Here is an 18,285-nt window from a genome sequence, read left to right as displayed (position 1 = left end):
CCGGGGCCGAACGGGGACGTGGCCACGGGCCTGCGACCGAACACGGACGGCGTCTCCCCGCCCTCTCTCCGCTTCGGCTACGGCACCAACGGACTCGCCGACCTCCGGCTCGACGACGCCCTCGGCCTGCTCGCCGACCTCGGCTACGACGGTGTCGGACTGACCCTCGACCACATGCACCTCGACCCGCTCGCCCCGGACCTCGCCGCCCGCACCCGCCGGGTCGCGCACCGGCTGGACGCGCTCGGTCTGGGCGTCACCGTCGAGACCGGTGCCCGCTATGTGCTCGACCCCCGCCGCAAGCACGGCCCCTCGCTCCTGGACCCCGACCCGGACGACCGCGCCCGCCGCGTCGACCTGCTCCTGCGGGCGGTCCGGGTCGCCGCCGACCTCGGCGCGCACGCCGTGCACTGCTTCAGCGGGATTGTCCCCGACGGCACGGACGAGGACACCGCGTGGAAGCGCCTCACGGAGGCGCTCACCCCCGTCCTGGACGCCGCCGGCACCGCCGGCGTCCCGCTCGCCGTCGAACCCGAACCCGGTCACCTCCTCGCCACCCTCGCCGACTTCCACCACCTGCGCCGCACGCTCGGCGACCCCGGGCCCCTCGGCCTCACCCTGGACCTCGGCCACTGCCAGTGCCTCGAACCCCTCCCTCCCGCGGACTGCGTACGCGACGCGGCCCCCTGGCTGCGCCATGTCCAGATCGAGGACATGCGCCGCGGCGTCCACGAACACCTCCCCTTCGGGGACGGCGAGATGGACTTCCCGCCCGTCCTCGCGGCCCTCGCCGCCACCGGATACCAGGGCCTGACCGTCGTCGAACTGCCCCGCCACTCCCACGCGGGCCCGCACTTCGCCGCCCACTCCCTCCCCTTCCTCCGCCACGCCGCCACCCAGGCCGCGGCGTTCGCCGCACCCGCACCCGCCTCCACCTCCTCGGTCCCCGCCGCCCCGCACGGCGATCCCTCCGCCACCCCCGAAGGGAGCAGCACCCCATGACGCGCCCCCGTGCCACCCCGGCCACCCCGGAGGCAGACGCAGCCGGCGTCCAGGCGACCGCTCACACCTCGGGAGCGGAGGCGGCCGACGGCCCCACCGCCGCCCAGGGCACCACTCCCGCCCTCACCCCGCCCGCCGAACTGCGCCGCCGGCTCACCGAGCTCCTGGACGGAGCCGCCCGCGCCTGGCTCGACCAGGCCCTGGACGAGGCATCGGCGCATCCCGGCGCCCACGGACCCATCTCCGTGTGGGAGCTGCGCCTGGCCGAGGCCGGCCGCCGCTGCGGCCCCGTCCACGCCGACGCCGCCCGCGTCCTCATCCTGCACACGGCCCACGCCGACGCCGACGCGCTCACCCGGGTCTACTTCCAGGGCACCGCCGACGAACGCCGTGCCGTCCTGCACGCCCTGCCGCACCTCCTGACCGGCCCCGACGCCCTCCCGCTGATCGAGGACGCCCTGCGCACCAACGACACCCGGCTCGTCGCCGCCGCCCTCGGCCCCTACGGCGCCCGTCACCTGGACGCCCACGCCTGGCGGCACGCCGTACTGAAGTGCCTCTTCACCGGCGTCGGCCTCGACCACGTGGCGGACCTGGCCCGGCGCGCCCGGGGAGACGGCGAACTCGCCCGCATGCTCGGCGACTACGCCGAGGAACGCACCGCCGCCGGCCGCCCCGTCCCGGAGGACCTGCGCCGCGTTCTGGCCCTGACCGAGTCCGCCGCCACCCCGGCGCACGGCACGGACGACCCCCACGGCAAGGAGTCCTGATGCGCATCTTCGACCCCCACATCCACATGACGTCGCGCACCACCGACGACTACGAGGCCATGTACGCCGCGGGTGTCCGCGCCGTCGTCGAGCCCGCCTTCTGGCTGGGCCAGCCCCGCACCTCCCCGGCCTCCTTCCTCGACTACTTCGACTCCCTCCTCGGCTGGGAACCCTTCCGCGCCGCCCAGTACGGCATCGCCCACCACTGCACGCTCGCCCTCAACCCCAAGGAGGCCAACGACCCGCGCTGCACGCCCGTCCTCGACGAACTGCCCCGGTATCTCGTCAAGGACAACGTGGTGGCCGTCGGCGAGATCGGCTACGACTCCATGACCCCCGCCGAGGACGCCGCCTTCGCCGCCCAGCTCCAGCTCGCCGCCGACCACGGGCTGCCCGCGCTGGTGCACACCCCGCACCGCGACAAGCTCGCCGGGCTGCGCCGCACCCTCGACGTGGTCCGTGAGTCCGCGCTGCCGCTGGACCGCGTGCTGGTCGACCACCTCAACGAGACCACCGTCAAGGAGGCCAAGGACAGCGGCTGCTGGCTCGGCTTCTCCGTCTATCCGGACACCAAGATGGACGAGGAGCGGATGGTCGCCATCCTGCGCGACCACGGGCCCGAGCGGGTCCTGGTGAACTCCGCCGCGGACTGGGGCAAGAGCGATCCACTGAAGACCCGCAAGGTCGCCGACCTGATGCTCGCCGAGGGCTTCACCGAGGACGACGTCGACCGGGTGCTGTGGCGCAACCCCGTCGCCTTCTACGGACTCAGCGGTCGCCTCGACCTCGACGTGACCGCCACCGACGCCACCCACGAGGGCAACTCCATCCTGCGTGGTGTACCGAGAGACGAGCCCCGGCCGGCCGGCGTCCCCGACACGGAGGCGTGAGCCATGCGCTTCCGCCACCCCGACGGCTCCACCGTCCACCTCGCCTACTGCACCAACGTCCACCCCGCCGAGACCCTCGACGGCGTCCTCGCCCAGCTCCGCGACCACTGCGAACCCGTCCGCCGCCGCCTGGGCCGCGACCGGCTCGGCATCGGCCTGTGGCTCGCCAAGGACGCCGCGCACGCCCTCGTCACCGACCCGTCCGCCCTGCGCGGACTGCGCTGCGAGCTCGAACGGCGCGGCCTCGAGGTCGTCACACTCAACGGTTTCCCCTACGAGGGTTTCGGTGCCGAGGAGGTCAAGTACCGCGTCTACAAGCCGGACTGGGCCGATCCCGAACGCCTGGAACACACCACCGCCCTGGCCCGCGTCCTCGCCGGACTGCTGCCCGACGACGTCGCCGACGGCAGCATCTCCACCCTGCCGCTGGCCTGGCGCACCGCCTACGACGAGCAGCGCGCGGAGACGGCCCGCACCGCCCTGCGCACCCTCGCCGAACGCCTCGACGCACTCCAGGAACTGACCGGACGCTCCATCCGCGTCGCCCTTGAGCCGGAACCCGGCTGCGTCGTCGAGACCACCCGGGACGCCATCGCCCCGCTCACCGCGATCGCCCACGACCGCGTCGGCATCTGTGTCGACACCTGCCACCTCGCCACCTCCTTCGAAGACCCGCACACCGCCCTGGACGACCTCACCCGGGCCGGCGTGCCCGTGGTCAAGTCCCAGCTCTCCGCCGCACTCCACGCCGAGCAGCCCCACCTCCCCGAGGTGCGTGAGGCCCTCGCCGCCTTCGCCGAGCCCCGCTTCCTGCACCAGACCCGCACGTCCACCGCGGCCGGTCTGCGCGGCACCGACGACCTCGACGAGGCACTGGCCGGCGACACCCTGCCCGACGGGGCGCCCTGGCGAGCCCACTTCCACGTCCCGCTGCACGCGTCCCCCACCGCGCCCCTCACCTCCACGCTGCCCGTCCTGAAGTCCGTCCTGACCCGGCTGGTCGGCGGCCCGCACCCGCTCACCCGCCACCTCGAGGTCGAGACCTACACCTGGCAGGCGCTCCCGCCCGAACTGCGCCCGCGCGGCCGCGGCCAGCTCGCCGACGGCATCGCCGCCGAACTCTCCCTGGCCCGCGACCTGCTGACGGACCTCGGCCTGAAGGAACTCCCATGAGCGACCCCACCCCCCTGCTCGTCCTCGACGTCGTGGGCCTCACCCCCCGTCTCCTCGACCACATGCCCCGCCTCAGGGCACTCGGCCAGTCCGGCTCCCGCGCCCCACTCGGCACCGTCCTGCCCGCCGTCACCTGCGCCGCCCAGTCCACCTTCCTCACCGGCACCATGCCGTCGGAACACGGCATCGTCGGCAACGGCTGGTACTTCCGCGAACTCGGCGACGTACTGCTGTGGCGGCAGCACAACGGCCTTGTCTCCGGCGACAAACTCTGGGACGCGGCCCGCCGCGCGCACCCCGGCTACACCGTCGCCAACATCTGCTGGTGGTACGCCATGGGCGCCGACACCGACATCACCGTCACCCCCCGCCCGGTCTACTACGCCGACGGCCGCAAGGAACCGGACTGCTACACCCGCCCGGCCGCGCTGCACGACGAACTCACCGAGAAGTTCGGCACGTTCCCCCTGTTCCACTTCTGGGGTCCGGGTGCCGACCTCGTCTCCAGCCAATGGATCATCGACGCGACCCGCCACATCATGCGGACCCGCCACCCCGATCTGACGCTGTGCTACCTCCCTCATCTCGACTACGACCTGCAGCGCTTCGGCCCCGACGACCCGCGCTCGTTCAAGGCGGCAGCCGACCTGGACGCCGCCCTGGCCCCGCTCCTGGACGACGCCCGCGCCGAGGGCCGTACCGTCGTCGCCCTGTCCGAGTACGGCATCACCCGTGTGAACCGGTCCGTGGACATCAACCGCGCCCTGCGCCGTGCGGGCCTCCTCGAGGTGCACACCCAGGACGGCATGGAGTACCTCGACCCGATGGCCTCCCGCGCCTTCGCGGTCGCCGACCACCAGATCGCCCACGTCTATGTGCGCCGCCCCGAGGACCTCGACGCCACCCGCGCGGCCCTCGAAGGGCTGCCCGGCATCGAGCAGCTCCTCGACGACGAGGGCAAGAAGACCCACCACCTCGACCATCCGCGCGCCGGCGAACTGGTCGCCGTCGCCGAACCCGACGCCTGGTTCACGTACTACTACTGGCTCGACGACGCCCGCGCGCCCGACTTCGCGCAGCTCGTCGAGATCCACCGCAAACCCGGCTACGACCCGGTCGAACTGTTCATGGATCCCCTCGACCCGTACGTCAAGGTCAAGGCGGCCACCGCGCTGGCGCGCAAGAAGCTCGGCATGCGCTACCGCATGGCGGTCGTGCCCCTGGACGCCTCACCTATTCGAGGCAGCCACGGCCGCCTCCCCGCGAGCGACGACGACGGTCCGCTCCTCATCTGCTCCACCCCCCGCGCTGTCGGTGACCGCGTCGCGGCCACCGACGTCAAACAAATCCTGCTCCAGCTGGCCGGTCTCGGCTGACGCACCACCATGCACGGCCGCCGAGATCCGACTACTGAGAGTGAAACACACGGCACTGACAACGGCCGGTCCCAGCGGCACCGGGACCGGCCACGACCGAGAAGGCAGGCACCCGTGACCCTGTACTCCGACCCCTCCCGCACCGAGGCCGCCACCGCCTCCGACGCCCCGGACGAGGGACTGCGCCGCACCCTCGGCGTGGACCGGCGCCGTTTCCTGAGCACCTGCACCGCCGTGGCGGCCGGAGCCGTCGCGGCCCCGGTCTTCGGCGCCGCCCCGGCCCTCGCCCAGGAGCACGGCAGAGACCGCGACCACGGGCGCGGCGGGCAGGTTCTCGTCCCGCCGCACAAGCGCGGCATCATCCTCTACACCGTCCGCGACGCCACCGGCCGCGACCCCCTCGCCACCGACCTGCCCTCCGGCTTCCGCGAGGTGTTCAAGCAGCTGGCCCGCCACGGCTACAGCCAGGTGGAGTTCGCCGGCTACCGCCAGCACGCGAACGCGCCCGGCGGCGCCAGCCTGGAATCCGTCGAGGGCGCCAAGCTGCTGCGCTCCTGGCTCAACGAATACGGCCTGCGCGCGCAGGGCAACCACGGTTTCATCCCGCCGTCCTGGCCGCTGACCACGGCGGACCTGGACACCTTCAAGAAGCACCTGGAGATCGCCAACATCCTCGGCATGGCGCACATGGGCACCGGTGGAGACCCCACCGGCAGCTCCTACCGCGCCGACTGGGACGTGGCCGCCGACAAGTGGAACGCGCTGGGTGAGATCGCCCAGCGCGAGGGCATCAAGCTCTACACCCACAACCACGACGGGGCCTACGGCTTCCTGCTCGACGGCGGCCCGCTGGACGACCAGGGCCGGCCGACCCGCAGCTCCGGAATCCGGAAGCTGGAGTACTTCCTGAAGGTCACCGACCCGAAGGCCGTCTGGCTGGAGATGGACATCTTCTGGGCGCACGTCGCCCAGTACAAGTTCCACACGTACACGGCACACGACGGCTCCACCCGGAAGAACGTCTTCGACCCGGCCGGCCTGGTCGCCCGCAACAACCGGCGCTACCCGCTGTTCCACGCCAAGGACGGCGTCGTCAGCACGACCAACGGCATGGGCTACGACATGGTGCCCTTCGGTACCGGCGTCATCGACTACACGACGTTCTTCTCACGGGTCGGGCAGCGGAACTACCACAACCCGATGATCGAGGACGACAATTCGCCGAGCGCCACCGATCCCGCGCAGTCGCTGCGGGAGGCGAAGATCAGCTACGACAACCTGGCGGCCCTGCGCAAGCGGCGCCACTGACCCGGACCACGGACCGGGCGGCCCTTCCCGCGGGGTGCGGGAGGGGCCGCCCGGTCCGTGCGAGGAAAGCTCCGTCAGGTCATCCCTCGCCGAGTGGACGGGGGTTGGGCGTGACGCGCTTGTCCTTCGAGCGTCCCGGTGGTTGCAGGAACAGCGCCACGAAACCGGCGAAGATCGAGATGCAGCCCGCCAGGGTGAAGGCGCCGTTGTAGCCCCAGGCGCCGACGACCACGGCCCCCATGCCCGCGCCCAGTCCGGAGACGAGCTTGGAGCTGTAGACCATCCCGTAGTTGGTGGCGTTGTTGTTCTCGCCGAAGTAGTCCGCCGTCAGCGCCGCGAACATCGGGAAGATGGCTCCGCCGCCGAACCCGGAGACGGCGGAGAAGAGCAGGAACAGGGGCAGGTTCGCGATCTCGGCCGACCAGATGATGCCGAACTGGGCGAGGCCCAGGATCGCGCACACGTAGAGCAGGCACCGCTTGCGGCCGTAGAGGTCGGAGAGCCACCCGATGACGCCGCGCCCGGTGCCGTTGACGATCGCCTTCAGCGACATCGCGGTGGCCACGATGCCGGCCGCGAAGCCCGCTTCCTCACCGATGTCGACCTGGAAGGCGATGCCGAAGATGTTCACGCCGGAGGTACAGGCGAGACAGAACCACATCAGCGCCACCCGGCCGGTCCTCCAGGCCTCCAGCGGGGAGTACTGCTTGACGGCCGGTGGGTTCTTCTCCAGCGAACGCCGGGCCCGCGGGTCGTCCGGCGGGTTCAGCGGGTCGACGGAGGCGGGCCACCAGTTCTTCGGCGGGTCCCGGAAGTAGAAGCCGGCGAGCGCCACCGTCGCGGCGAGGAAGACACCCGCCGAGATCAGTACCCAGCGGAAGTTGGAGCCGTCCATGTAGCCGTGGAAGATGAAGACGAACGGCACCGAGCCGTAGGCGAAACCGCCGTTGACGAAGCCGGTCTTGCCACCCCTGCGCTCCGGGTACCACTTGCCGACCATGTTGACGCAGGTCGCGTACACCATGCCCGCGCCCATGCCGCTGAACACGCCGAACCCGATGAAGGCGAGCGCGACATGCGGCGCGAACGCCAGCGACAGATAGCCGAGCAGCGTGCCGGCCGAGCCCAGCATCATCGCCCCTCGCGCGGGCAGTTTGCCGTTCTCACGCAGCCGCCCCGCCGGAAAGGCGACCGCGGCCTGGCAGAAGATCCAGGCGGTCATCATCCAGTAGATGCTGCCGCTGGACCAGTGGTGGGCCTCGTGGAGCGTGTCCTCGGCGGACGCGAACGCGTACTCGGCGGAGGAGATGCCCATCATGCCGACCCAGGGCAGGATCACCATCCACTTGCGCTTGCGTCCCATGATGTCGATGTCGGACTCGCCCACGCGATAGACGCGTCCGTTCCTGTCGGTCACCTCCCGGTAGGTGGCGACCTGTGTGACATCGGTGGTTGTCATGTAGTTTGCACCCCTTGCGTCGAAAGTTCTGGCCAGCGCCCCCTGTCCAATGCCTTTCGTGCGCGCGTGGGTCCCCGGGGCCGGCCGACGCGCACCGTCGGCCGGTCCCTCGCCGCCTCACCTCATGAGCCGCCCCCCAACAGCCCCGCGGCCCGCGCCCATTGGTACTTGGCGCCCAGCACGGCCACCGGCTTCTCGGTGGTGTACGGGTACGCCACGACCCCGCGTTCGAAGAGGTACTGGCACGCCTCCTCGACCTCCACGTCCCCCGCGAGCGAGGCCACCACGGGCTTGGCGATCCCCCGTTCGCGGAACTCCGCCACCACCCGCGCGGTGAGCTCGGCGAACACCATGGGAGGAGTGACGATCGTGTGCCAGTAGCCGAGCACCAGCGCGTGGATGCGTGGATCCTCGAGGCCCAGCCGGATCGTCGCCTCGTACGTCGACGGCGGCTCCCCGCCGGTGATGTCCACCGGGTTGCCCGCGGCCCCGAACGGCGGGATGAACTCCCGGAACGCCGCGTCCAGGTCGGCCGGGATCTCCATCAGCGACAGCCCGCTGTCGGTCACCGCGTCCGACAGGAGCACCCCGCTGCCGCCGGCCCCGGTGATGATCACCACGTTGTCGCCCCGCGGAGTGGGCAGCACCGGCAGGGCGCGCGCGTACTCCAGCATGTCGTTCAGACCCGGCGCCCGGATGACGCCCGCCTGCTTCAGGATGTCGTCGTACACCGCGTCGTCGCCCGCCAGGGCGCCGGTGTGCGAGCCCGCGGCCTTCGCGCCCGCCGCCGTGCGCCCCGCCTTCAGGACCACGACCGGTTTCTTCGGCACGGTCTCCCGCGCGGCCTCGACGAACGCGCGCCCGTCCTTGAGGTCCTCCAGGTGCATCGCGATGCACTCGGTGTGCGGGTCCTCCCCGAACCAGGTCAGCAGGTCGTCCTCGTCCAGGTCCGACTTGTTGCCCAGTCCGACGATCGCCGACACACCCGTCTTCGTCGTCCGCGCGAAGCCCAGGATCGCCATCCCGATGCCGCCCGACTGGCTGGTCAGCGCGACCCCGCCCTTGACGTCGTACGGCGTGCAGAACGTGGCACACAGGTCCTGCCACGTCGAGTAGTAGCCGTAGATGTTGGGCCCCAGCAGCCTGATGCCGTGCCGCTCGGCGATCGCCACGATCTCGTCCTGGAGTTCGTGCTCACCGGTCTCCGCGAACCCGGAGGGGATGAGCACGGCGTTCGGGATCCTCTTGCGCCCCACCTCCTCCAGCGCCGAGGCCACGAACTTGGCGGGGATCGCGAAGACCGCCACATCCACCTCACCGGGAACGTCGGTGACACTCTTGTACGCCTTGCGGCCCAGAATGTCATCGGCCCTGGGGTTCACCGGATGGATCTCCCCGGCGAAGCCCCCGTCGACGAGGTTGCGCATCACCGAGTTGCCGATCTTGCCGGACTCGTTCGAGGCGCCGATCACCGCGACCGAGCGCGGCTGCATCAGCCGCCGCATGGAGGCGAGGATCTCCTCGCGCGAGTAGCGCCGCCGCTCCTTCCTCTTCTCGGTGGAGAGGATCACCCGGATGTCGGCCGCGACCGCTCCGTCCGCCGTGGCGATCACCGGGTTGAGGTCCACCTCGGCGATGTCCGGGAAGTCCGCGACGAGTTGCGACACCCGGCGGATCTGCTCGGCGACCGCCCACCGGTCCACGCCCTCCTGGCCGCGCACACCCCGCAGGATCTCCGCCGACCGGATGGAGTCCAGCATCGACAGCGCCTCGTCGGTGTCCACGGGCGCCAGGCGGAACGTGACGTCCTTGAGCACCTCGACCAGCACGCCGCCGAGCCCGAACGCCACGATCTTCCCGAACGTCGGATCGGTGACCGCGCCGACGATGACCTCCTGCCCCTTCGGCAGCAACTCCTGCACCTGCACCCCCGCGATGCGCGCATCCGGGGCGTACGCCCGCGCGTTCTCGACGATCCGGCAGAACGCCGCCCGCACGTCCGTCGCGCCCTCCACACCGACGATCACACCGCCGGCGTCGGTCTTGTGCAGGATGTCCGGCGACACGATCTTCATCACGACGGGCCCGCCGAACCGGGCCGCGTACGCCACGGCCTCGTCGACGTCGGTCGCCAGTTCCTCACCGGGTACCGCGATCCCGTACGCGTCGGCGATCAGCTTCCCCTCGGGCGCGGTGAGCGCGGTGCGGCCCTCGGCGCGCACCGAGTCCAGCAGCGCGCGTACCCGCAGCGCCCGGTCTTCGGCCATCACGTCAGATCACTCCGTTCGACTTGAGCAGGCGCAGCTCCTCGTCCCCGAGGCCGAGTTCGCCGACGTAGACCTCTTCGTTGTGCTCGCCGAGCAGCGGGGAAGTGCTCACGTCCACCGGGGAGTCGGAGAGCTTCAGCGGGCTGCCGACGGTGACGAACTCGCCGCGCTCGGGGTGCGGGACGGTGACGACCATCTCGTTGGCGACCAGCGAGCCGTCCTCGATGATCTCCTTGGTGGACAGGATCGGCCCGCACGGGATGTTGTGCGCGTTGAGCCGCTCCAGCACCTCCCACTTGGGCAGCGTCGAGGACCACTCCTCGATCAGCTGGAACATCTTGTTCAGCTTGGGCAGCCGGGCCCCCGGCGTCGCCCACTCCGGGTCCTCGGCCAGTTCGGGCCGGCCGATGAGCTCGCTCAGCGGCTTCCAGCCGACGGGCTGCACGATGACGTACACGTAGTCGTTGGGACCGCCCGGCGCGCACTGGACGGCCCAGCCGGGCTGGCCCCCGCCGGAGGCGTTCCCGGACCGGGGAACCTCGTCGCCGAAGTCCTCGTTGGGATATTCGGCGAGGGGACCGTGTGCCAGGCGCTGCTGGTCGCGCAGCTTCACCCGGCAGAGGTTGAGGACCGCGTGCTGCATGGCCACGTTCACCCGCTGCCCACGTCCGGTGTGCTCCCGCTGGAACAGGGCGGCGAGGATGCCGGCCACGGCGTGGACACCCGTGCCCGAGTCCCCGATCTGGGCTCCCGTCGCCAGCGGCGGCCCGTCCTCGAAGCCGGTGGTCGACATCGACCCGCCCATGGCCTGCGCGACGACCTCGTACGCCTTGAAGTTGGTGTACGGGCCCTCGCCGAACCCCTTGATGGAGGCGTAGACGATCCGTGGATTGATCTCCTGGATGCGGTCCCAGGTGAAGCCCATCCGGTCGACCGCGCCCGGACCGAAGTTCTCGACCATGACGTCCGAGCGCCGGATCAGCTCGGTGAGGATCTCCTTGCCGCGTTCGGTCTTGGTGTTGAGGGTGATGCTCCGCTTGTTGCAGTTGAGCATCGTGAAGTAGAGGGAGTCGACGTCCGGCAGGTCGCGCAACTGCTTGCGCGTGATGTCGCCGGTCGGCGCCTCCAGCTTGACGACGTCCGCGCCGAGCCAGGCCAGCAGCTGGGTCGCGGAGGGCCCGGACTGGACGTGCGTCATGTCCAGGACGCGGATGCCTTCAAGTGCCTTGGCGGGACGTGCGTCGGTGGTGCGCGCGTTCGTGGCGGTCTCGGTGGTCACCGGGGTCACCTCACTTGTACATCGTCTGGTTCATGGTTCCGGGGGCGTACGCGTCCGGGTCCACCCAGACGTTGATCAGGGACGGCTTGCCGGACTCGCGGGCGCGGCGCAGCGCGGGGCCGATGTCGGCGGGGTCGCGGACCTCCTCGCCGTAACCGCCCAGCATCTGCGCGAACTTGTCGTACCGGACGTCGCCGAGGGTGTTGCCGACCCGCTCGCGCTCCTTGCCGTACTTGGCGGCCTGGCCGTAGCGGATCTGGTTCATCGAGGAGTTGTTGCCGACGATGCCGACGAACGGCAGGTCGTAGCGGACCAGGGTCTCGAAGTCCCAGCCGGTGAGGGAGAAGGCGCCGTCGCCGAAGAGGGCGACGACCTCCTTGTCGGGCCGGGCCTGCTTGGCGGCGAGCACGAAGGGGACACCGACGCCGAGGGTGCCGAGCGGTCCCGGGTCCATCCAGTGCCCGGGCGACTTGGGCTGCACGACCTGTCCGGAGAAGGTGACGATGTCGCCGCCGTCGCCGATGTAGACCGAGTCCTCGGTGAGGAAGTCGTTGATCTCGCTCACCAGCCGGTACGGGTGGATCGGCGAGGCGTCCGACCTGAGCTGCGGCAGCCGCTTCTGCAGAGCGGTGTGCTCGGCCGCGCGCAGTTCGTCCAGCCACTCCTTGCGCTTGGACGCACCGCCGTTCACCCGTCCCGAGGCCGCCTCGGTCACCGACTTCAGCACCAGCCCCGCGTCACCGACGATGCCGAGGTCGATATCGCGGTTCTTGCCGACGGTGCGGTAGTCGAGGTCGATCTGCACGACCGTCGCGTCGGGGGAGAGCCGCTTGCCGTAGCCCATGCGGAAGTCGAAGGGCGTGCCCACGATCACGATCACGTCGGCGTTGGAGAACGCGTACCGGCGGGAGAGCTGGAAGTGGTGGGGGTCGCCGGGCGGCAGCGTGCCGCGCCCCGCGCCGTTCATGTACGCGGGCATGTTGAGGGTGCGCACGAGCTCGACGGCGGCCTCGGTGCCCCGGGTCGTCCACACCTGGCTGCCGAGCAGGATCGCCGGCTTCTCGGCGTGCACCAGCAGATCGGCGAGCCTCTCGATCGCCTCGGGGTCACCGGGCGAGCGGGTGGAGGCCCGGTAGGCGCCCTGCTGGGGCACGCGCGCCTTGGACACGGGCACCTTGGCGTCCAGCACGTCGCGCGGGATCTCCAGGAACGAGGGACCGGGCGCGCCGTGGTAGCACTCCCGGAAGGCCATCGACACCATGTCCGCCGCGCGCGCCGTGTCCGGCACGGTCGCCGCGAACTTGGTGATGGGGTTCATCATGTCGACGTGCGGCAGGTCCTGCAGGGACCCCATCTTGTGCTGGGTCAGCGCCCCCTGACCGCCGATCAGCAGCATCGGGGACTCCGCGCGGAAGGCGTTGGCGACTCCGGTGACGGCGTCGGTCGTCCCCGGTCCCGCGGTGACGACCGCGCAGCCGGGCTTGCCGGTGATGCGCGCGTAGCCGTCGGCGGCATGGGCGGCGACCTGCTCGTGCCGTACGTCGACGACCTCGATGCCCTCGTCGACGCAGCCGTCGTAGATGTCGATGATGTGGCCGCCGCACAGCGTGTAGATGCGGTCGACGCCCTCGGCCTTCAGGGCCTTGGCGACGAGATGACCGCCGGAGATGACGTCCTGGGTGTCGTCGGGCATGGCGAAGTCCTTGTCCCTTCCTAGGGGGTGGGAACGCTCTCGCAGTACATTGCATACAGTCGACGAATACTGTATGAAGCTTGTTATCCCGCATCCGATGGGTGGTGTCCAGGGGGTGCGCGGCACTTTTCGGTCGTCGGCCTCCGGCCACTCCTCGGACCTTCCGGCGACTTCGCAGACAGGAGCCGAGATGGACCTGTACGAACACCAGGCAAGGGAACTCTTCGAGGAACACGGCATCGTGGTGCCGCGGGCCGAAGTCACCGACTCGCCCCAACGGGCCCGTGGGATCGCCCGCCGGCTCGGCGGCCGCGTCGTCGTCAAGGCGCAGGTCAAGACCGGCGGACGCGGCAAGGCGGGCGGCGTCAGGATCGCAGCCGACCCGGCCGCCGCGGAACTGACGGCCCGCCAGATACTCGGCATGGACATCAAGGGCCACACGGTCGGCACGGTGATGCTGGCCCAGCCCGTCGACACAGAGGAGGAGTTCTACGTCTCCTACGTCCTCGACCGCGCGGCCGGCCGCTTCCTCGCGATCGCCTCCGCCGAGGGCGGCATGGACATCGAGGAGGTCGCCGCGACCCGCCCCGAGGCCGTGGCCCGCGTCCCCGTCGACCCGGCCGAGGGCGTCACCCCGGCGCAGGCGGCCCGTATCGCCGGGGCGGCCGGACTGCCACCGCAGGCCGTCGACGTCCTCGTGCGGCTGTGGGAGGTCCTCGTCCGGGAGGACGCCCTGCTCGTCGAGGTCAACCCGCTCGTCCGCACCCGGGACGGGCGGATCATGGCCCTCGACGGCAAGGTCACCCTCGACGACAACGCGAGCTTCCGCCAGGCACGCTGGGGAGCCGAGCACAGCACCCCTCACGACCCGCTGGAGGCCGCCGCGGCCGCCAAGGGCCTCAACTACGTCAAGCTCGACGGCGAGGTCGGCATCATCGGCAACGGCGCCGGACTCGTCATGTCCACCCTCGACGTGGTCGCCGGCTGCGGAGCCCGTCCCGCCAACTTCCTCGACATCGGCGGCGGCGCCTCGGCGCAGGTGATGGCCGACGGCCTGTCGGTCATCCTCTCCGACCCGTCCGTGAAAAGCGTCTTCGTCAACGTCTTCGGCGGCATCACCGCCTGCGACGCGGTCGCCGACGGCATCGTCCGCGCCCTGGACACCGTCCGCCTGACCAAACCGCTCGTCGTACGCCTCGACGGCAACAACGCCGCCCGGGGACGGGCCGTCCTCGACGAGTACGCACACCCGCTCGTCGAACAGGTCACCACCATGGACGGCGCCGCCGGCCGGGCCGCCCGACTCGCCACCACACCCTGAGGAGACCGGACGACATGGCCATCCACCTCACCAAGGAGAGCAAGGTCCTCGTCCAGGGCATGACCGGCGGCGAGGGCATGAAGCACACCCGGCGCATGCTCGCGGCCGGCACGAACGTCGTCGGCGGCGTCAATCCGCGCAAGGCCGGCCGCAGCGTCGACTTCGACGACCGCCGGGTGCCCGTCTTCGGCTCGGTCGCCGAGGGCATGGACGCGACGGGAGCCGACGTCACCGTCGTCTTCGTGCCGCCCGCCTTCGCCAGGGCCGCCGTGACCGAGGCGGCCGACGCAGGCATCGGCCTCGCGGTCGTCATCACCGAGGGCATCCCCGTCCACGACTCCGTCGCCTTCATCGCCCACGCCCGGCGCAAGGGCACCCGCGTCATCGGCCCCAACTGCCCCGGCCTGATCACCCCCGGCCAGTCCAACGCCGGCATCATCCCGGCCGACATCACCAAGCCGGGCCGTATCGGACTGGTCTCCAAGTCCGGCACGCTCACCTACCAACTCATGTACGAGCTGCGGGACACCGGCTTCTCCACCTGTGTCGGCATCGGCGGCGACCCCGTCGTCGGCACCACCCACATCGACTGCCTGGCCGCCTTCCAGGACGACCCCGACACGGACCTCGTCGTCCTCATCGGCGAGATCGGCGGCGACGCCGAGGAACGCGCGGCGGCCTACATCCGCGACCACGTCACCAAGCCGGTCGTCGGCTACATCGCCGGCTTCACCGCACCCGAGGGCCGGACCATGGGCCACGCGGGCGCGATCGTCTCCGGTTCCTCCGGTACGGCGCAGGCGAAGAAGGAGGCGCTGGAGGCAGCCGGAGTCAGGGTGGGCGACACGCCCACCCAGACGGCCCAGCAGGTGCTGGCCGTCCTGAACGCCGACGGCTGAACCCTTTCGCCAAGTCCCCCTTTCTCTCGACCGTGCACCGAGAGCGGAGCGAACTCCATGCCACCACCCACCCTCACCCTCAAATCCGGTACCTCCTGGACCGACGCCTGGCAGCGCTGCCTCGCCGTCGCCCCCGAGGCCTTCCGGGACGACCGCGTCCTCAGCCTCTGGAACGCCGCCTGGCAGGCGGACGGCCGGGCCCTGCCCGCCGTCAGTCCCGTCGACGGCAGCCCCGTCGCGGGCCCACCGCGCCTGGACCGGGCCACCGCCCGGCAGGCCGTGCGCGCCGCGCTCGACCAGCACCGCGCCTGGCGCCACACCCCGCTGCCGGAGCGCCGCGCCCGCGTCGCGGCCACCCTCGACGCCCTCGCCCAGCACCGCGAACTGCTCGCGCTGCTGCTCGTGTGGGAGATCGGCAAGCCCTGGCGGCTCGCCCGGGCGGACGTCGACCGGGCCATCGACGGCGTGCGCTGGTACGTCGACGGCATCGACGGCATGCTCGCCGGGCGGGCCCCGCTCGACGGACCCGTCTCCAACATCGCCAGCTGGAACTACCCGATGAGCGTGCTCGTGCACGCCCTGCTGGTCCAGGCGCTGGCGGGCAACGCCGTCGTCGCCAAGACCCCGACCGACGGCGGCGTCGCCTGTCTCACCCTCGCCTCGGCGCTCGCCGCCCGCGAGGGAATCCCCGTCACCCTCGTCAGCGGCGGCGGGGGCGAGCTGTCCGAGGCGCTGGTGCGGGCGCCCGAGGTCGGCTGCGTCTCCTTCGTCGGCGGCCGCGACACCGGCGCCGCCGTCGCCACGGCCGTCGCCGACCTCGGCAAGCGGCACATCCTCGAACAGGAGGGGCTCAACACCTGGGGCATCTGGAACCACTCCGACTGGGACACGCTCGGCGCGGTGATCCCCAAGCTCTTCGACTACGGCAAACAGCGCTGCACGGCCTACCCCCGCTTCGTCGTCCAGCGCCACCTCTTCGACGAGTTCCTCGCCGCCTACCTCCCCGCGGTCCGCACGCTCCGCCTCGGCCACCCGCTCGCCGTCGAACACCCCGACGATCCCTGCCCGACCCTGGACTTCGGGCCGGTGATCAACGCGGCCAAGGCGAAGGAACTGCACGACCAGGTCGCCGAGGCCGTCGACCGCGGCGCCGTCCCCCTGCACCGGGGCACCCCGTCCGACGCCCGCTTCCTGCCCGGCCAGGACACCTCGGCGTACGTCCAGCCGGTCACGCTGCTGAACCCGCCCCGCTCCTCCCCGCTGCACCACGCCGAGCCGTTCGGCCCGGTCGACACCATCGTCCTGGTCGACACGGAGGCGGAACTGCTGGCCGCCATGAACGCGTCCAACGGCGCGCTGGTGGCCACACTCTCCACGGACGACCGGGCCACCTACGACCGGCTGGCCCCGCAGATCCGCGCCTTCAAGGTCGGCCACGGCGTCCCCCGCTCCCGCGGAGACCGCGACGAACTGTTCGGCGGCTTCGGCGCGTCCTGGCGGGGCGCGTTCGTCGGCGGCGAACTGCTGGTCCGCGCGGTGACCCAGGGGCCGGCGGGGGAGCGGCTGCCCGGCAACTTCCCCGAGTATCAGCTCATGCCGTGAGGGCGTCGGTGTAACCGGCCCGCCACTCACCGTGCACCGCGAGCGGTCCGTGACCCACGGCCGCGGACCGCCACCCGGGGCACGGAAAACGCAGGTGAAAGGCGCTGCGAAAGCTTGGTATGGTTGTCCATGTCGCCACGGGGGAGTACCCCGGCACGGCGGCAGACACCTTGTCCGGGTGGCGGAATGGCAGACGCGCTAGCTTGAGGTGCTAGTGCCCTTTATCGGGCGTGGGGGTTCAAGTCCCCCCTCGGACACATCGCTCAATCGATGGCCCCGACCGAAACGGTCGGGGCCATCGATTGTTTTGTGTCACCGAGGGTGAGGCGTGATGTCTCGGGAAGGGGCGTGTCCAACGAGTTGCACACTCACTGCACACACCCCGCTCGTACAACCTGGTTCGCTTCTACGTTACTTCGGTTCCTCGGCCCGAAGGGTGCCATCGCGCAAGGCCTTGTCCGTGGCCCGTCCGATGACAGCAGTCGCTCCTGCGTCCACAGCCCCTCCGACAATGCCTCCCAGGATCGGGACCCCCTTGGCGAGCGTGATCGCGGCGCGTTTGGTTCCATACTTCGCGACGAGGTGGGTTCCGGCCTTCTTGTTGATCGCCCGGATCACCGTGATCGGGATCTTTTTGATCATCTGCTCACCGAACTTCTGGCCGACCTTCACGCCGAAGGATGCCAGGACGTTCTGCGCGCTCATCCCGATCGCGAGCATCATCGCGACGGTCCGCACGTGCGGATCACGGATGTCCCATCCCCGAAGGTGCGCGATGGCGCCGGCCATTCGCATGTTGACAGCGAGGGACGCGGCCACGTTCGCAGGGATCGTCACGCCCGCGGTGAGCAGACCTCCGAGCCCGGTGACGAACCCCTGCGTCCCGGCCGCGGCCACGGACTCCTTGATGAGACGGGCGACGACCGCATCGATGTCGTCCTGCATGTCCTCGGGAGAACGGCGCTCATCGTCACCAGGTGCCTTGTAATCGGCGCCCTGTCGACGCGAAAGACGGTCCTCGGCCCAGGTCACCGACCCCGTGATCGGCCCCACACCGTTCACCATGACCTTCTCCGCGAGATCGGCGAGCCACCGCCCGGCCTTCTCGACCGCTCCCTCATCAGGAGTCTTCTCGTCGGCCATCACACACCCCTTCCGCGAGCACCCCACCGCGGGGCATCCCGCACTGCTGCGGGCAGGAGAAGGATTCCGGTCGCAGGTATCACCGGCAAAGCCGCAAGCGGCT

The 18,285-nt window shown here is 70.9% G+C and carries 14 protein-coding genes and 1 tRNA gene; 10 read left to right on the top strand and 5 right to left on the bottom strand.

The features are described 5' to 3' along the window. Nucleotides 1-18: 18 nt before the first annotated feature. From IE178_RS19345 to IE178_RS19320, 6 genes are all read left to right on the top strand, one after another. Nucleotides 19-1,002 (top strand): sugar phosphate isomerase/epimerase family protein, encoded by a 984-nt coding sequence (locus IE178_RS19345; protein ID WP_318280143.1) that lies wholly within the window; start codon nucleotides 19-21, stop codon nucleotides 1,000-1,002. Next, nucleotides 999-1,772 carry an EboA domain-containing protein gene (locus tag IE178_RS19340; protein WP_193513183.1) on the top strand — a complete coding sequence of 258 codons (774 nt, stop codon included), beginning with the start codon at nucleotides 999-1,001 and terminating at the stop codon, nucleotides 1,770-1,772. Before IE178_RS19345 ends, IE178_RS19340 begins: the two co-directional genes overlap by 4 nt. Then, on the top strand, nucleotides 1,772-2,662 hold the full coding sequence (locus IE178_RS19335; protein WP_184763041.1) for a TatD family hydrolase: 891 nt from the start codon (nucleotides 1,772-1,774) through the stop codon (nucleotides 2,660-2,662). Before IE178_RS19340 ends, IE178_RS19335 begins: the two co-directional genes overlap by 1 nt. Before the next feature lie 3 nt (nucleotides 2,663-2,665). Further along, a complete protein-coding gene (gene eboE, locus IE178_RS19330) occupies nucleotides 2,666-3,835 on the top strand; it encodes a metabolite traffic protein EboE (RefSeq protein WP_193513182.1) in 1,170 nt (389 codons plus the stop codon). Then, complete coding sequence (locus tag IE178_RS19325; protein ID WP_193513181.1) at nucleotides 3,832-5,211, top strand: alkaline phosphatase family protein; 1,380 nt, start codon at nucleotides 3,832-3,834, stop codon at nucleotides 5,209-5,211. Before eboE ends, IE178_RS19325 begins: the two co-directional genes overlap by 4 nt. Before the next feature lie 114 nt (nucleotides 5,212-5,325). Continuing rightward, the gene (locus IE178_RS19320) at nucleotides 5,326-6,519 is read left to right on the top strand and encodes a sugar phosphate isomerase/epimerase family protein (protein WP_193513180.1); all 1,194 of its coding nucleotides are present in this window, start codon (nucleotides 5,326-5,328) and stop codon (nucleotides 6,517-6,519) included. 79 nt (nucleotides 6,520-6,598) lie between these two features. Here the strand turns inward: IE178_RS19320 and IE178_RS19315 are convergent, their stop codons facing one another. The 4 genes from IE178_RS19315 to IE178_RS19300 form a co-directional block, all read right to left on the bottom strand. Further along, a complete protein-coding gene (locus tag IE178_RS19315; RefSeq protein ID WP_193513179.1) occupies nucleotides 6,599-7,978 on the bottom strand; it encodes an OFA family MFS transporter in 1,380 nt (459 codons plus the stop codon). A 122-nt stretch (nucleotides 7,979-8,100) separates the two neighbouring features. After that, a complete protein-coding gene (locus IE178_RS19310) occupies nucleotides 8,101-10,245 on the bottom strand; it encodes an acetate--CoA ligase family protein (RefSeq protein WP_193513277.1) in 2,145 nt (714 codons plus the stop codon). Between the two features lie 4 nt (nucleotides 10,246-10,249). Beyond that, a complete protein-coding gene (gene frc / locus IE178_RS19305; protein ID WP_268250067.1) occupies nucleotides 10,250-11,524 on the bottom strand; it encodes a formyl-CoA transferase in 1,275 nt (424 codons plus the stop codon). 10 nt (nucleotides 11,525-11,534) lie between these two features. Beyond that, a complete protein-coding gene (locus IE178_RS19300) occupies nucleotides 11,535-13,217 on the bottom strand; it encodes a thiamine pyrophosphate-binding protein (RefSeq protein ID WP_193513178.1) in 1,683 nt (560 codons plus the stop codon). A 190-nt stretch (nucleotides 13,218-13,407) separates the two neighbouring features. Here IE178_RS19300 and sucC point away from each other — a divergent pair, with 190 nt between their 5' ends. The 4 genes from sucC to IE178_RS19280 all read left to right on the top strand — a co-directional run bounded on the left by sucC (nucleotide 13,408) and on the right by IE178_RS19280 (nucleotide 17,296). Further along, complete coding sequence (gene sucC, locus IE178_RS19295; protein ID WP_193513177.1) at nucleotides 13,408-14,538, top strand: ADP-forming succinate--CoA ligase subunit beta; 1,131 nt, start codon at nucleotides 13,408-13,410, stop codon at nucleotides 14,536-14,538. Between the two features lie 14 nt (nucleotides 14,539-14,552). Beyond that, the gene (sucD, locus tag IE178_RS19290) at nucleotides 14,553-15,437 is read left to right on the top strand and encodes a succinate--CoA ligase subunit alpha (protein ID WP_193513176.1); all 885 of its coding nucleotides are present in this window, start codon (nucleotides 14,553-14,555) and stop codon (nucleotides 15,435-15,437) included. A gap of 57 nt (nucleotides 15,438-15,494) precedes the next feature. Next, nucleotides 15,495-17,039 carry an aldehyde dehydrogenase family protein gene (locus IE178_RS19285; protein ID WP_193513175.1) on the top strand — a complete coding sequence of 515 codons (1,545 nt, stop codon included), beginning with the start codon at nucleotides 15,495-15,497 and terminating at the stop codon, nucleotides 17,037-17,039. Between the two features lie 172 nt (nucleotides 17,040-17,211). Next, nucleotides 17,212-17,296 (top strand) — tRNA-Leu (locus tag IE178_RS19280). Nucleotides 17,297-17,450: 154 nt separating this feature from the next. On the opposite strand, the gene IE178_RS19275 is transcribed toward IE178_RS19280, so the two are convergent. Beyond that, nucleotides 17,451-18,182 (bottom strand): EcsC family protein, encoded by a 732-nt coding sequence (locus IE178_RS19275; protein WP_193513174.1) that lies wholly within the window; start codon nucleotides 18,180-18,182, stop codon nucleotides 17,451-17,453. Nucleotides 18,183-18,285 lie beyond the last annotated feature (103 nt).

The sequence above is a fragment of the Streptomyces griseoloalbus genome, assembly GCA_014650015.1.
Lineage (GTDB): Bacteria > Actinomycetota > Actinomycetes > Streptomycetales > Streptomycetaceae > Streptomyces > Streptomyces griseoloalbus.
The sequence above is the reverse complement of the archived record's forward strand: the minus strand, read 5'-3'. Positions and strand labels throughout refer to the sequence as shown.

Bases quoted from the DNA above. Each gene is read 5' to 3' on its own strand.
- IE178_RS19340 (WP_193513183.1), top strand. From the start codon at position 999: ATGACGCGCCCCCGTGCCACCCCGGCCACCCCGGAGGCAGACGCAGCC.
- IE178_RS19335 (WP_184763041.1), top strand. From the start codon at position 1,772: ATGCGCATCTTCGACCCCCACATCCACATGACGTCGCGCACCACCGAC.
- eboE (WP_193513182.1), top strand. From the start codon at position 2,666: ATGCGCTTCCGCCACCCCGACGGCTCCACCGTCCACCTCGCCTACTGC.
- IE178_RS19325 (WP_193513181.1), top strand. From the start codon at position 3,832: ATGAGCGACCCCACCCCCCTGCTCGTCCTCGACGTCGTGGGCCTCACC.
- IE178_RS19315 (WP_193513179.1), bottom strand. From the start codon at position 7,978: ATGACAACCACCGATGTCACACAGGTCGCCACCTACCGGGAGGTGACC.
- IE178_RS19310 (WP_193513277.1), bottom strand. From the start codon at position 10,245: ATGGCCGAAGACCGGGCGCTGCGGGTACGCGCGCTGCTGGACTCGGTG.
- IE178_RS19300 (WP_193513178.1), bottom strand. From the start codon at position 13,217: ATGCCCGACGACACCCAGGACGTCATCTCCGGCGGTCATCTCGTCGCC.
- sucC (WP_193513177.1), top strand. From the start codon at position 13,408: ATGGACCTGTACGAACACCAGGCAAGGGAACTCTTCGAGGAACACGGC.
- sucD (WP_193513176.1), top strand. From the start codon at position 14,553: ATGGCCATCCACCTCACCAAGGAGAGCAAGGTCCTCGTCCAGGGCATG.
- IE178_RS19285 (WP_193513175.1), top strand. From the start codon at position 15,495: ATGCCACCACCCACCCTCACCCTCAAATCCGGTACCTCCTGGACCGAC.
- IE178_RS19275 (WP_193513174.1), bottom strand. From the start codon at position 18,182: ATGGCCGACGAGAAGACTCCTGATGAGGGAGCGGTCGAGAAGGCCGGG.